Source organism: Jannaschia maritima, assembly GCF_030973515.1.
Classification (GTDB): domain Bacteria; phylum Pseudomonadota; class Alphaproteobacteria; order Rhodobacterales; family Rhodobacteraceae; genus Jannaschia; species Jannaschia maritima.
This window is the reverse complement of the sequence record NZ_JARGZA010000005.1, coordinates 1-13,126: the sequence shown is the minus strand read 5'-3', so window position 1 is coordinate 13,126 and position 13,126 is coordinate 1. Positions and strand designations below refer to the sequence as shown.

13 protein-coding genes are annotated in these 13,126 nt (G+C 71.3%); 10 read left to right on the top strand and 3 right to left on the bottom strand.

Features of this window, described 5'->3' with window-relative positions:
• Positions 1 to 7 precede the first annotated feature (7 nt).
• The 5 genes from P0084_RS05610 to lpxK all read left to right on the top strand — a co-directional run bounded on the left by P0084_RS05610 (position 8) and on the right by lpxK (position 4,740).
• On the top strand, positions 8 to 1,351 hold the full coding sequence (locus P0084_RS05610) for a TldD/PmbA family protein (protein ID WP_308915839.1): 1,344 nt from the start codon (positions 8 to 10) through the stop codon (positions 1,349 to 1,351).
• The gene (locus P0084_RS05605) at positions 1,338 to 2,126 is read left to right on the top strand and encodes a 3'(2'),5'-bisphosphate nucleotidase CysQ (RefSeq protein WP_308915838.1); all 789 of its coding nucleotides are present in this window, start codon (positions 1,338 to 1,340) and stop codon (positions 2,124 to 2,126) included. Before P0084_RS05610 ends, P0084_RS05605 begins: the two co-directional genes overlap by 14 nt.
• Before the next feature lie 84 nt (positions 2,127 to 2,210).
• The gene (locus P0084_RS05600) at positions 2,211 to 2,453 is read left to right on the top strand and encodes a DUF4170 domain-containing protein (protein ID WP_308915837.1); all 243 of its coding nucleotides are present in this window, start codon (positions 2,211 to 2,213) and stop codon (positions 2,451 to 2,453) included.
• Between the two features lie 17 nt (positions 2,454 to 2,470).
• On the top strand, positions 2,471 to 3,748 hold the full coding sequence (locus tag P0084_RS05595; RefSeq protein WP_308915836.1) for a 3-deoxy-D-manno-octulosonic acid transferase: 1,278 nt from the start codon (positions 2,471 to 2,473) through the stop codon (positions 3,746 to 3,748).
• A complete protein-coding gene (gene lpxK / locus P0084_RS05590; protein WP_308915835.1) occupies positions 3,748 to 4,740 on the top strand; it encodes a tetraacyldisaccharide 4'-kinase in 993 nt (330 codons plus the stop codon). Before P0084_RS05595 ends, lpxK begins: the two co-directional genes overlap by 1 nt.
• A gap of 14 nt (positions 4,741 to 4,754) precedes the next feature.
• Here the strand turns inward: lpxK and P0084_RS05585 are convergent, their stop codons facing one another.
• Both P0084_RS05585 and P0084_RS05580 read right to left on the bottom strand, forming a co-directional pair.
• A complete protein-coding gene (locus P0084_RS05585) occupies positions 4,755 to 5,414 on the bottom strand; it encodes a DsbA family protein (protein ID WP_308915834.1) in 660 nt (219 codons plus the stop codon).
• On the bottom strand, positions 5,411 to 5,920 hold the full coding sequence (locus tag P0084_RS05580; protein ID WP_308915833.1) for a DUF721 domain-containing protein: 510 nt from the start codon (positions 5,918 to 5,920) through the stop codon (positions 5,411 to 5,413). Before P0084_RS05580 ends, P0084_RS05585 begins: the two co-directional genes overlap by 4 nt.
• Before the next feature lie 53 nt (positions 5,921 to 5,973).
• Here P0084_RS05580 and P0084_RS05575 point away from each other — a divergent pair, with 53 nt between their 5' ends.
• A complete protein-coding gene (locus P0084_RS05575; protein ID WP_308915832.1) occupies positions 5,974 to 7,017 on the top strand; it encodes an A/G-specific adenine glycosylase in 1,044 nt (347 codons plus the stop codon).
• Here the strand turns inward: P0084_RS05575 and P0084_RS05570 are convergent.
• Entirely contained in the window at positions 6,995 to 8,011 is a 1,017-nt protein-coding gene (locus P0084_RS05570) for a LacI family DNA-binding transcriptional regulator (RefSeq protein ID WP_308915831.1), read from the bottom strand. The genes P0084_RS05575 and P0084_RS05570 overlap by 23 nt on opposite strands.
• A gap of 127 nt (positions 8,012 to 8,138) precedes the next feature.
• Here P0084_RS05570 and P0084_RS05565 point away from each other — a divergent pair, with 127 nt between their 5' ends.
• The 4 genes from P0084_RS05565 (at position 8,139) to P0084_RS05550 (ending at position 12,703) form a co-directional block, all read left to right on the top strand.
• Positions 8,139 to 9,230, top strand: a complete 1,092-nt coding sequence (locus P0084_RS05565) for an ABC transporter ATP-binding protein (RefSeq protein WP_308915830.1) — start codon at positions 8,139 to 8,141, stop codon at positions 9,228 to 9,230.
• A 19-nt stretch (positions 9,231 to 9,249) separates the two neighbouring features.
• On the top strand, positions 9,250 to 10,584 hold the full coding sequence (locus P0084_RS05560; protein WP_308915829.1) for an extracellular solute-binding protein: 1,335 nt from the start codon (positions 9,250 to 9,252) through the stop codon (positions 10,582 to 10,584).
• Positions 10,585 to 10,716: 132 nt separating this feature from the next.
• Complete coding sequence (locus tag P0084_RS05555) at positions 10,717 to 11,607, top strand: carbohydrate ABC transporter permease (protein WP_308915828.1); 891 nt, start codon at positions 10,717 to 10,719, stop codon at positions 11,605 to 11,607.
• A 133-nt stretch (positions 11,608 to 11,740) separates the two neighbouring features.
• Positions 11,741 to 12,703: a carbohydrate ABC transporter permease gene (locus tag P0084_RS05550; RefSeq protein ID WP_308915827.1), complete on the top strand. Its 963-nt coding sequence runs from the start codon at positions 11,741 to 11,743 to the stop codon at positions 12,701 to 12,703.
• Positions 12,704 to 13,126 lie beyond the last annotated feature (423 nt).

Genomic DNA, 13,126 nt, shown 5'->3' with positions numbered 1-13,126 from the left:
GGCGCGGATGACGGATCTGGTGGAACTGACGGCGCGTTTGCTGAGGGCCGCGACCGATGCGGGCGCCGACGCGGCGGACGCGCTGGCCGTGGCGGGCAGTTCCGTCTCGATCGACGTGCTGAAGGGGCGCCTGGAGCAGGCGGAGCGGTCCGAAGGGACCGACCTCGGCCTGCGCGTGCTGGTGGGGCACCGGCAGGCCTGCATCTCCGCCTCCGACCTGCGGCCGGACACGTTGGCGACGATGGCCGAGCGCGCGGTCGCCATGGCGCGCGAGGCGCCGGAGGACGCGCATGTCGGTCTGGCCGATCCGGACGACCTGGCGCGCGACCGCAGCGCCGCCGCGTTGGACCAGGTCGATCCCCACGACCCGCCCACGCCCGCCGCGCTGCAGGACATGGCCCTGGCGGCCGAGGCCGCCGCGATGGCGGTGGACGGCGTCGATCAGGTCAGCGGCGCGGGCGCGGGCTGGGGCGAGCAGCGGTATCACCTGGCGACGACGAACGGCTTCGAGGGCGGGGGCGCGCGCACCGGCTCGTCGCTGTCCTGCGTGGCGATCACCGGCACCGGCACGGCGATGGAACGGGACTACTACGGCGACAGCCGCGTCCACGCCGGCGATCTGGACGCGCCCGAGGTGGTGGGCCGGATCGCGGGCGAGCGCGCGGTGGCGCGCGCGGGTGCGCGCAAGCCCCCCACGGGCGCGTTTCCCGTCCTCTACGACGAGCGGGTGTCCGCCACGCTGATCGGGCACTTGCTGGGGGCGATCAACGGGTCCGCGGTGGCGCGCGGGTCCAGCTTCCTGCGCGACGCGATGGGCGAGGCGGTGCTGCCCGAGGGCATGGACCTGTGGGAGGATCCGCATCTGCCGCGGCTCGGATCGTCGCGCGTCTTCGACGGCGAGGGGCTGGCCACCGCGCGGCGCGACCTGGTGTCGGGCGGCGTCCTGTCATCCTGGATCCTGGACCTTACGACGGCCGGACGCTTGGGCCTGCGCAGCACGGCCAACGCGGCGCGCGGCACGTCCGCCCCGCCCAGCCCGTCCGTGACGAACGTGCGCGTCACGCAGGGATCGTCCAGCCGGGACGACCTGCTGGCGGACATGGGCACGGGGCTGCTGGTCACGGGGCTGATCGGCTCGTCGGTGAACGCGACGACGGGCGATTATTCCCGTGGCGCGTCCGGATTCTGGGTCGAAGGCGGGCGGATCGCCTATCCGGTGAACGAATGCACGGTCGCGGGCAACCTGCGCCCCATGCTGCGGGGGCTGGTGGCCGCAAACGACGCGCGGATGCACCTGTCCCGCGCGGTGCCCTCGCTCCTGGTCGACGGGATGACGATTGCCGGACGCTGACCCCGCCGCGGACATGGCGCTGCTGCACGACGCGGCCCTGGCCGCGGGTCGGATCGCCATGCGCCACAGGCGGGACGGCGTCACCGCGCGCGATAAGGGGGACGGGCAGGGGCCCGTGACCGCCGCCGACCTGGAGGTCGACGCCACCCTGCGCGACCGCCTGACCGCCGCGCGCCCCGGCTATGGCTGGCTGTCGGAGGAAAGCCTCGACGATGCAGACCGGCTGGGCCGTGAATACGTGTTCGTGGTCGATCCCATCGACGGCACCCGTGCCTTCGTGGCGGGGCAGCCCGATTTCACCCATGCCCTGGCCGTGGTGCGGAACGGCCGCCCCGTCGCGGCGGCGATCCACCAGCCGGCGCGGGGTCGGACCTGGCTGGCCGCTGAGGGGCGGGGGGCGACGCTGGACGGCGTGCCCATCGCTCCCAGCGATTGCAACCGGTTGCAAGGCGCGCGCGTGCTGGCCGCGAAGGCCAACCTGAACCCGGTGCACTGGCGCGATGGTGTCCCGCCCCCGGTGGAGCGGACGTTCCGGTCCTCGCTGGCCTACCGCCTGGCGCTGGTCGCGCAGGGGCGGTTCGACGCGATGGTCACTCTGCGCCCCTGCTGGGAGTGGGACATCGCCGCGGGCGCCCTGATCTGCACGGAGGCCGGGGCTGCCGTCACGGACCGGAACGGCGCCGCGCTGCGGTTCAACGGACCCGGCCGGCAGGTCGATGGCGTCCTGGCGGGAACCCCCGCCGTCCATGCGGCGCTGCTGGCCGGATTGCAGTGAACCGGGGCGCGGTCCGCACGGTTCCCTTCCCGAGCCCATCCGCCTAGAGGACGGGCCGACCGCAAACGAAAGCCGGAGCAACCCATGACCCAGCGTCTTCATCTCGTGTTCGGGGGCGAGTTGGTGAACCCGCAATCGACGCAGTTCGCCGACATGGACAAGATCGACATCGTCGGCATGTATCCCGACTACGCCACCGCCTACGACGCCTGGAAGCAGGCGGCGCAGCGTACGGTGGACGACGCGCACATGCGCTACTTCATCGCGCATATCCACCGCCTGCGCGACGAGGAGCAGGCCGCCAGCCCGACGGAGGAGTTGGGCTGAACGAACGGGTCCGCCACTTGGCCCACGCGCTGCGCCTGTACCTGGCCGGGGCCGCCCGCGCAGCCCCCCTGGCCCGGCGCGTCCTGCAGCGGCGCCTGGCCGACGGCAGGGAGGATCCGGACCGGCTGAGCGAACGGGAGGGCATCGCCTCGGCGCCCCGCCCGGACGGCCCTCTGGTATGGTTCCACGCCGCGTCCGTCGGCGAAAGCCTGTCGCTGTTGGAGATGATCCGCCGCATGGGCACGGAACGGCCGGACCTGTCCTTCCTTCTGACGACGGGGACCGTCACCTCCGCCGCGATGCTGGCCAGCCGCCTGCCGCCGCGCTGCACGCACCAGTTCGTGCCCCTGGACGTCGTGCCGTGGATGCGCCGGTTCCTGGACCATTGGCGCCCCGACTTGGCCGTGCTGGCCGAAAGCGAGCTTTGGCCCGGGCTGATCGTGGAATGCGGGCGGCAGGGCGTGCCCGTGACGCTGATCAACGCCCGCATGACCGCCCGCAGCCACGCCCGGTGGAGCCGGTGGGGCAGGGGGGCGGCCTCCGACCTGTTGTCGCGACTGGCACATGTGCAGGCGCAGGACGAGGCGACGGCGGAACGCCTCCGATCGCTCGGACTGCCCTCCGAACGGCTGGAGGTGACTGGCACCCTGAAGGAAGGCGCCGCCGCCCTGCCCCACGACGAGCGGGAGCGCGACCGTCTGGCGCAGACGACCGCCGGGCGCACCCTGTGGCTGGCCGCCTCGACCCACGACGGGGAGGAGGCGCAGGTCATGCAGGCGCACGGTCAGGCCCTGCGGGCCTGGCACAGGCTTATGCTGGTGCTGGTGCCCCGCCATCCCGACCGCGCCCAGGGCATCGCCGAGGGGTTGCGGGACGCGGGCTGGCACGTCGCGCGGCGGTCCACGGGCGATACGATCGGACCGGAAACGCAGGTCTACCTCGCCGACACGATGGGAGAGATGGGATTGTGGTACCGCCTGTGTCCCGTCAGCTTCGTTGGCGGATCGCTGGTGCCGGTGGGTGGGCACAACCCGTTCGAGCCCGCGGCCCTGGGCAGCGCCATCCTCCATGGGCCGCACGTGTTCAACTTCGCAGACATCTACGACCGCCTGGGCCGGGCGCAGGCCGCGTGCCTGACGGAAGGGGCCGAGCTGGGCGCGGTGCTGACGCGAGTGCTGGAACCCGACGAGGCCGCGCGCCTGGCCCACGCGGCCTGGGAGGTGTGTTCCGCCGGGGCGGACGTGACCGAACGGGCGCTGGACCTGGTCTTCGCGATGCTCGACGGCGTCGACTGATGCATGCGCCGCGGTTCTGGGGCGATCCGCCCGGGCTGCGGGCAGCGTTGCTGTCCCCCCTGGGCGCGCTCTATGCCCGGACCACGGCGCGGCGGGTGGCCCGGCCCGGGTTGCGGTTGGACGTGCCTGTGATCTGCGTGGGCAACGTCCATGCGGGCGGGACGGGCAAGACGCCCACGGTGATGGCCGTCGTCGAGCGGCTGCTCGCGCGTGGCCTGACCCCCGGCGTCGTGTCCCGTGGCCATGGCGGACGGCTGGGCGGACCGGTGCGCGTCGATCCCGCGATACACGACGCGGACGCCGTGGGCGACGAGCCGCTGCTGCTGGCCGCCATCGCCCCCGTCTGGGTCGCCAAGGACCGCGCCGCGGGCGGGCGGGCGGCCCGGGCGGCGGGGGCGGACGTGATCGTGCTGGACGATGGCCACCAGAACCCGGCCCTGACCAAGGACCTGTCGCTCGTGGTGATCGACGCGGAAGTCGGGTTCGGCAACGGTCGCGTCCTGCCCGCGGGACCCCTGCGGGAGCCGGCCGCCGTTGGGCTGGCCCGGGCCGACCTGACTGTGACCCTTGGGCCGCCGGGGGCGCAGGACGTCCTGGCACTGCCCGTGGACCGCCCGCGGTTGCGCGGACGCCTGGCGCCCCTGGCGACGGGGATGCCCTGGGCGGGACTGCCGGTCTTCGCCTTCGCGGGCATCGGGCGGCCCGCCAAGTTCTTCGACACCCTGCAGGCGCTGGGGGCCGACCTGCGCGGCACGGTCGCGCTGGCCGATCACCAGCCGTTGACGCGTCCGCTGCTGCACCGCCTGGGGGAGCAAGCCGCCAAGCTGGGCGCCCAGCCCGTCACGACGGAAAAGGACGCCGTGCGCCTGCCCAACGCGTTGCGGGGGAGGGTCCTGGTCCTGCCGGTACGTCTGGACTGCGACGACTGGGGGCCGCTCGATCGCGCCCTGGACGCCATCGCGGTTGCGGCGGGGGGCCACCCGGAGGGGTGACCCCGCGCGACGGTTCAGCCGGCCGCGTCGTCCACCAGCGCGCCTAGCTGGGCCAGGCTGAGGGAGCCGGAATGCATCTGCCCGTCGATCAGGAACGACGGGGTCGACCGGACGCCATCGCGGGCGGCGTTCGATTCGTACCAGGCGACCAGGCTCTGCGCCATGTCGGCATCCTGCAGGCAGGCGTCCAGCGTGGCCTGGTCCAGCCCGGCCTGCGCGCCGATGCGCTTCAGACTTTCGGCCACCGCGGCGGCATCGCCCTGGCGAGCCCAGTTCGACTGCTCGCGGTACAGCAGGTCGACCACCCCGAAGTAGCGGTCCGGCCCCGCGCAGCGCGCGACCATCGAGGCCCACAGCCCGTAGCGGTCGAAGAACACCTCGCGGTACACGAAGTGGACCCGGCCCGTGTCGATGTAGTCCCGCTTGAAGTCCTTGAACGTGTTCGCGTGGAAGCTGGCGCAGTGGGGGCAAGTGAAGCTGGCGTATTCCACCACCGTCACGGGGGCGTTCGGATCGCCCAGCGTCACGTCCTGGATCGCCGTCGTCCCCTGCGCCTGCGCCGCGCCGGTCAGTCCGGGCAGCAGCGGCGCGTCCCCGCCCCGCGGCCAATAGGCATAGGCCAGGCCCGCCGCACCGGCCGCGCCCATCACCAGGAGGTTGCGTCTGTCGATCATGTCGGTTCCCTCGTATCGGTCGATCTGCATATGACGTTCGCACCCAGCCGTTCCAAGGCCGCGCGCAGGTCGGCGTCGCCCACCTGCGCCGCACGGTCGCGGGCGGCCTCCACGTGGGCCGGGCCGGGTTCGGACCGGGGGGCGGGGGTCTGGACGGGGGCGGGCACGAAGCCCGCGGGCGCCGTCTGCGTGACCTCGATGCGCGCGATGGCGTTGTAGCCGTAGCAGGCGTTCACCCGATCCCGCAGGATCGGCAGGCGCATCTGCAGCACCGGCGCGTTCGGCCCCGCCGTCAGCAGCGTCAGCACCGCACCCAGCCCTTGCCGCGAATGGCCCACCTTTACGGGCGTCGAGATCGCCGCGAGGTCGCGGCCCACGATCTCGGCCCAATGTGTCAGCAGGCGGGCCTGGCTGAAGCCGCGCGATTCGCCCAGATGCTTGATCGAGCGGTCGAGCAGAGTGCCCACGCTGCGGACGCGTCCGCGCCTTTGTCCTTTCGCGTTCATGACCCCGTCCCTACATCACCGGCGGGGTCGGCGGAAAGGTCGGAGGGTCACGGATGCGTGAGGGCGAGGCACGGGCCGCGGACCTGCTGGACTGGTACGACGCGGGGGCCCGCGACCTGCCCTGGCGTGTGCCGCCGGGGTCGGACCGTTGCCCGGACCCCTACGGCGTCTGGCTGTCGGAGGTAATGCTGCAGCAGACCACCGTGGCCGCGGTGAAGGCGTACTGGCTGCGCTTCACGACCCGCTGGCCGGACGTCCACGCCCTGGCCGACGCCCCGGACGCCGACGTCATGGGGGCGTGGGCGGGCCTGGGATACTATGCCCGGGCGCGCAACCTGCTGGCCTGCGCGCGGATCGTGTCGCGCGACCGGGGCGGGCGGTTCCCGGACACGGAGGACGGGCTACGCGCGCTGCCGGGAATCGGCGCCTATACCGCGGCCGCCATCGCGTCCATCGCGTTCGGGCGTCGGGCCGTCGTGGTGGACGGCAACGTGGAGCGCGTGATGGCGCGTTTGCGCTGCATCGACGCGCCGTTGCCGGGCGCGCGTCCCCTGCTGCGGGCGGCCGCGGATGCGCTGACGCCGGACTGGCGTCCCGGCGACTATGCTCAGGCAGTGATGGATCTCGGGGCCACGATCTGCACGCCGCGATCGCCGTCCTGTCTGCTGTGTCCCTGGCGGGGGGGCTGCGCGGCCCATGCGGCGGGACGGGCGGCGGACCTGCCGACGAAGGCGCCCCGAAAGGCCAAGCCGCGCCGACGCGGGTACGTCTATGTCGCGCGACGGCAGGGGGACTGGCTGCTGGAACGTCGGCCTACGAGGGGCCTGCTGGGGGGGACCCTTGGGTTTCCGACGTCGGATTGGGCGGAGGATCCGCTGCCTGCCCCGCCCTTCGCGGCCGATTGGCGGCGGGCCGGCGAGGCGGAGCACGGGTTCACCCATTTCGCCCTGACCCTGACCGTCATGGTCGCCGACCTGCCGGCGGGCGCGAACCCGGACAGGGGTCACGTGGGGCCCCTGGAACCCCCCGACCTGCCGACGCTGTTCCGCAAGGTCCATGCCGTGGCGGCGGCGATCAATCCTGCCGACGGGTCGTAGCGCCGGGGACGAGCGTGCAGGGCAGGGCGGTCAGGGCGGGCGGCGCGATCCCGTTCAGCCGCGCCAGCAGATGCCGGGCGGCGACCTGACCGATCTGCCGGCGCGGCGTGGCCATCGTCGTCAGCGGGCGCGGCAGGATGGCCGACAAGTCGAGGGCGTTGAACCCCGCGATGCCCACGTCGCCCGGCACGTCCAGCCCCGCCTTCTGCGCGGCCATCAGGCCGCCGAAGGCCGTGTTGTCGTTGTGAAAGAACACGACGTCGGGCCAGTGGTCCATGGCCCGCGCGAAGCCCGCCGCCCCCGCCCCGAAGGCGCTGTCCCCCGTGGTCGCGACCCTGTGCAGCGCCGCGTCGAAGGCCGCGGCGATTCCCGCGACGCGCTTGTCGGCCCGCGTATCCAGTCCCGGGGGCGGGCCCACGAAGGCCGGCCTGCGGTATCCGAGGCTAGCCACGTGCCGGCCCAGGTCGCGGCCCGCCGCCCGGTGGTCGAGACCCACGCAAAGGTCGATCGGATCCGCCGCCGCGTCCCAGATCTCGACCACCGGCATGGGCGCGCGCGCGACCAGCGCCGCCAGTTCCGGATGGTGGTCACGCCCCGTCAAGACCACCGCGGCGGGCCGCCAGATCGTCATCCGCTGTAGCCAGTCCAGTTCCCGGTCCGGATCGTAGTCGGTGGTGTCGATCACCGTGGAATAGCCGGCCCCGTGCAGGGTGCGGCGCATGCCGTCCAGGATCCCCGCGAACACGTCGTTGAAGAGGTTGGGCAGCGATATCCCTATCAGGCGCGAGTTCGTCGCCGCCAGGGCCCGCGCATTGCCGTCGGGGACGTAGCCCATCTGCTGGGCCAGATCCGCGATGCGCCGGCGGGTGGATTCCGACACGCCGTCGACGCCGCGCATGGCGCGGCTGACGGTCATCATGGAAACGCCTGCGGCCTTCGCGACCTCGCGCAGACCCGTGCGGCGGGGGTTGGGGTCCGAGGCGCCGTCGGGCATTCCCGCCTCCTTTACGTTAGCGTTAACGCCGATATGTCGCATGACAGCTATCGCGTCCTCGGTCCAGTCTGGCATGGTGCGCGGTAGGAGGTCGCGACCGATCCGGGCGCGGCGGGGGAGGGCATGGATGCCGCAGATCGTCTTCGAGGGCGTGGAGAAGTCGTTCGGCACGACGCGCGTGCTGCCGCCGCTCGACCTGACGCTCGACGACGGGGAGTTCACGGTCCTCGTCGGCCCGTCGGGCTGCGGCAAGTCCACCACCCTTCGCATCCTCGCCGGGTTGGAAACGCTGTCGGGGGGCGAGATCACGTTCGACGGGCGCCCCATCGGTCACCTGGAGCCGAAGGAACGGGACATCGCGATGGTGTTCCAGGATTACGCCCTCTATCCGCACATGAACGTGGCGCGGAACATGTCCTTCGCCCTGCGGCTGTCCCGCATCCCCAAGGCCGAGATCGAGACGCGGGTCCACAAGGCCGCGTCGATGCTGAACATCGACCACCTGCTCGACCGCAAGCCCGCGGAGCTGTCCGGCGGCCAGCGCCAGCGGGTCGCGATGGGCCGCGCGCTGGTTCGCGACGCGGCCACGTTCCTGTTCGACGAGCCCCTGTCCAACCTGGACGCCAAGCTGCGCGCCCGGATGCGGACCGAACTGGCCGAGATGCGTGACACGATCGACAAGAATATGATCTACGTCACGCATGATCAGGTCGAGGCGATGACGTTGGGCGATCGGATCGTGGTCATGAAGGATGGGCGCATCCAGCAGCAGGGCACGGCCGAAGAACTGTTCGCCCGCCCCGTCAACCGCTTCGTGGCGGGCTTCATCGGGGCGCCGACGATGAACATCCTGCCCGCGCGGCTGTACCGCGACGCGGAGGTGCTGCGGGTCCGGGGCGAGGGGTTCGACCTGCCGCTGACCCCGGCGCAGGACGCGGCACTGCGGGCCGCCGGGCTGGAGGGCGCGGTTGAGATCGGGATCCGGCCGTCGTCCTTCACCACGGATCCGGCGGGCGGCGCGCCGATCGAGATGACGGTCTCCGTCGCGGAGTATCTGGGCGCGCAGTCGGTGCTGAACACCCGCGTCGGCCCGCACGAGGTCTTGGCGGAGGTCGCGAGCACGCGGCGCCTCCGGTCGGGCGAACGGGCCACGTTCCACGTGGCGCCGGACGACATCATGATCTTCGACCCGGAATCGGGCGAGCGGATCGCAACGTAACCCATTGGGAGGAGACGACATGTTGAAGACGATCGGAACGGGCGGCGCCGCGGCGCTGCTGCTGGCGGGCACGGCGCTCGCGAACCCCTATGCCCCCTACGAGGGGACGACCGTGGTGGCGATGTTCCCCGCGCACCCGCATTACGATGCGGCCATCGCGGTCCTGGACGACTTCACCGAGGAGACGGGCATCGAGGTCGAGGTCGACCAGCTGCAGTACCTGCGGATGCGCGAACGCCAGACCCTGGAGCTGACGAAGGACGAGGGCGATTACGACCTCATCAGCTTCGTCGTCTTCTCGAAGGCCGACTACGTCTATGCCGACCAGCTGGAGAACCTGGCCAAGTACTTTATGAACCCGGCGCTGGCCGATCCGAACTACGATCAGTCGGACCTGATCACCGGCTACGTGCAGAACATCGGCGTCGCCGGCGGACAGAAGGGTTACCTGCCCGGTCAGCTCGGCTCCGCGTTCGGCATCCCGTTCGGGTCGGAGACGTCGGTCTTGGCCTATCGTCAGGACATCTTCGACAAGCACGGTCTGGAAGCGCCCGAGACCTACGACGAGCTGCTCGAGATCGCCTGCCAGATTCCCGAGCTGGAGCCCGGCATGGGCGGCATGGCGTCGCGCGCCGCGTCCGGCCACCAGGCCAGCCACGCCTTCCTGCTGCATCTGGCGCCCCTGGGCGGCCGCGTGTTCGACGACAACTGGGAGCCGATCATCAACAACGAGGCCGGCGTCGAAGCGGCCAACGCGTTGAAGACGATCGTAGATTGCGGCCCCGAGGGCGGCACGACCTTCGGTCCCAGCGAGGCGGCGGCGGCCTTCAAGCAGGGGCAGGCGGCGATGTTCATGGACTCAATCGCGTTCGCCGCCGGGTTCGAGGACCCCAGCGAATCGACCGTCGCGGGCAACGTGGGCTATGCGCTGCACCCGATGGGCGTGCGCCGGGGTTCGCAGACCGGGGGCTTCGGCCTGGCCATTCCCAAGAACGCCCAGAACAAGGAGGCGGCCTTCCTGCTGATGCAGTGGCTGACGTCCAAGGAGGGCGATCTGAAGGTGGCGATGGAAGGGGGGAACCCGTCGCGGTTCAGCACCTATCAGAACGCTGAACTCAATGAGAAATATCCTTATTCGGCGACCTTCGGCGAGGCGCTGGAATACGCCGATCCCGACTGGCGTCCGATCATCCCGACCTGGGGCGAGATCAATGCCGACATCGGCACCACGATGTCCCAGGTCCTGACCGAAGGGCTGGACCCGCAGGAGGCGCTGGACGGCGTTGCCGAGCGGGCGCGCGACATCATGGAGCAGGCCGGCTACTACACCTGGCAGGACGCCGCCGCCGAGTGACGACCCTTCCGGCCCCCCCGTCCGGGGGGCCGGAATCTGGCGTGCACCCCCCGTGCACCCCCCGTACACCCCCCGTGCATACGGAATGCACCCTCGATCGGCCCGGAACCCATGCTGGCGAACGCGAACCGAATGACCCCCTATCTGTTCCTGGCGCCCGCGGTGCTGGTGATGGCGGTCGCGCTGCTGTACCCGATCGGATACATGATCTGGGCCAGCTTCCTGGATTGGAGCCCCTCCCAGCGGATCGGCGAGGCGGAGTTCGTGGGGCTGCGCAACTACGGCAACCTGCTGGGCGACGCGGCCTTCCACGAGTCGTTCTGGGTCACGCTACGGTTCGCCGCCCTGGTCGTGGGCATCGAGATGGTGCTGGGCGTGGGTCTGGCGCTGCTGCTGGACCGCGAGTTGCGGGGCATGACCGTGCTGCGCACCGTGTTCATCCTGCCGATGATGATCGCGCCCATCGTGGTCGGCCTGATGTGGCGCTACATGTACCATCCCACCGTGGGCACGTTCAATCGGACGTTGAGCGACCTGGGCCTGCCCACCGTGCCGTGGCTGTCGGACGGGGACTGGGCCTTCGCGTCGGTGGTGATCGCTGACATCTGGCAGTGGACGCCGTTCATCTTCATCTTGGCGCTGGCCGCGCTGCAATCGCTGCCCCGGTCCGCGATGGAGGCCGCACGCATCGACGGGGCCTCGGGCTGGCAGTTGATCTGGCACATCAAGCTGCCCCTTATGATGCCGGTGCTGATCGTCACCGCGCTGCTACGCCTGATCGACGCGTTCAAGGTGCTGGAGGTCATCCTTGTGATGACGAACGGCGGTCCGGGCCTGTCCACGGAGATCCTGGCGCTGCGCATCTCGCGCACCGCGTCGGAGTTCCAACAGCTGGGCTATGCCGCGGCGATGTCGAACGTCCTGCTGATCCTCCTGCTGATCCTGACGCTTGCGATGTTCGGATACACCAAGGTGCAGGAGCTGCGCGCCGCGCGGATCCGCGCCGCGGAGGAGGAGGCGTGATGGCGGGGGTTCGGCATACGCCGTCCGTGGGCTCGCCCCGGGGATCTCGCCCGACCGGGCGCGAACGGCGGGAGGTCTTTGGTTCGAGCCTGAGGATGTCGGTGCGTCACAATATCGGCACGGGGTCGCCCCGATGAGCGCGCGCGACGTCGACACCGGCACGAAGGCGGCCGCGTTGGGCGCGCCGGAGGCGGCGGGCACGCGGCGCAAGGCGAAGCGCGTGGCGGCGACGGTCCCGGGGCAGGGGACGAACCCGGCCTTCTATGCGCTGCTGGCGGCGCTGGTCGTGATGTCGGCGGGGCCCATCGCGCTGATGTTCTCGCTGTCGCTGAAGCAGAACGTGGACATCACGGCGGTCGATCCGTCGCTGTTCTTCATGCCCACGATCCAGAACTACGAGACGGTGCTGTGCGACTGGCTGCCCTATGAGCCCGAGCACGTGCGGCGCTGCGACCGGACGTTCGGGCGGGCGCTGACCAACAGCCTGCTGATCTCCACCATCTCGACGGCGATCACGCTGATCCTGGGCTGCATGGCGGCCTATGCGTTGGTGCGGTTCCGGTTCATGGGCCGGGGCGTCACATCGCTGACCACGCTGATGGTGCGGATGGTGCCGCCCGCGGTGCTGCTGGTGCCGGTCTTCGGGATCTGGACGTTCCAGTTCGGCATCGACGGGACGCGGGCGGGGATCGTCCTGATCTACGTCGCGATGAACCTGCCCTTCGTGATCTGGATCCTTCAATCGTTCATCGTGCAGGTCCCCATCCAACTGGAGGAGGCGGCGCGCATCGACGGGGCGGGGCCGTTCGCCACGTTCTTCCTGGTGGTGCTGCCCCTGATCAAGCCGGGCCTGGCGGCGGCGGCGATCTTCACCTTCCGCATCGCGTGGAACGAGTTCCTGCTGGCCAACGCCCTGGCCGACCGGAACACGCGCACGGTTCCGGTGACGATCGTCAACTCGCTGACGGAGTTCAACATCGACTGGGGGGTCATCATGGCGACCGGCATGCTGCTGGCCGTCCCCCCCATCCTGTTCACCCTGGTCGCCAGCCGCCAGATCATCACCGGCATGACGGCGGGGGCGGTGAAGGGCTAGGAACGGTCCCCGCGCGTCGCGCGGGGATCGGATGGTCCGGGGGGCCATCCGAAGGGACGACGCCGCCGCCCGCCAGGCGGCGGTCCGGCGGTCGGGCGGCCAGCCCGGTCGAGGAAGAGGCCCGCGCGCGAGGCGGGGGCGTGACGGAATGGCTTCCGCGCCGAGCGGGACCAGCGAACGGCGCGGGTGATCCGTGCGGGCCCTCGCGGGGCGGCGGTCGGCGTGTGCGCCGGGCGGCAGGTGGTCCCTGCCCGGGCGGTGGGGTGCCCGCCCCCGCGCGGGGGGGGGGCGCCCGGTCCATCCGGCAGATGGCCCGGCGCCGTGGCCCGGCAAGGCGCGGCGGAAGGGAAACGCTGGCGATGACGCGAGGTCATTCGCTGGGAGCGTGGCCGGAGGACGGCCGGAAAGGAGAGACGACCATGG

Excerpts from the sequence above, each read along its gene's own strand:
- P0084_RS05610 (WP_308915839.1), top strand. The coding sequence starts at position 8 with ATGACGGATCTGGTGGAACTGACGGCGCGTTTGCTGAGGGCCGCGACC.
- P0084_RS05600 (WP_308915837.1), top strand. The coding sequence starts at position 2,211 with ATGACCCAGCGTCTTCATCTCGTGTTCGGGGGCGAGTTGGTGAACCCG.
- lpxK (WP_308915835.1), top strand. The coding sequence starts at position 3,748 with ATGCATGCGCCGCGGTTCTGGGGCGATCCGCCCGGGCTGCGGGCAGCG.
- P0084_RS05585 (WP_308915834.1), bottom strand. The coding sequence starts at position 5,414 with ATGATCGACAGACGCAACCTCCTGGTGATGGGCGCGGCCGGTGCGGCG.
- P0084_RS05580 (WP_308915833.1), bottom strand. The coding sequence starts at position 5,920 with ATGAACGCGAAAGGACAAAGGCGCGGACGCGTCCGCAGCGTGGGCACT.
- P0084_RS05575 (WP_308915832.1), top strand. The coding sequence starts at position 5,974 with ATGCGTGAGGGCGAGGCACGGGCCGCGGACCTGCTGGACTGGTACGAC.
- P0084_RS05570 (WP_308915831.1), bottom strand. The coding sequence starts at position 8,011 with ATGCCCGACGGCGCCTCGGACCCCAACCCCCGCCGCACGGGTCTGCGC.
- P0084_RS05565 (WP_308915830.1), top strand. The coding sequence starts at position 8,139 with ATGCCGCAGATCGTCTTCGAGGGCGTGGAGAAGTCGTTCGGCACGACG.
- P0084_RS05560 (WP_308915829.1), top strand. The coding sequence starts at position 9,250 with ATGTTGAAGACGATCGGAACGGGCGGCGCCGCGGCGCTGCTGCTGGCG.
- P0084_RS05555 (WP_308915828.1), top strand. The coding sequence starts at position 10,717 with ATGACCCCCTATCTGTTCCTGGCGCCCGCGGTGCTGGTGATGGCGGTC.
- P0084_RS05550 (WP_308915827.1), top strand. The coding sequence starts at position 11,741 with ATGAGCGCGCGCGACGTCGACACCGGCACGAAGGCGGCCGCGTTGGGC.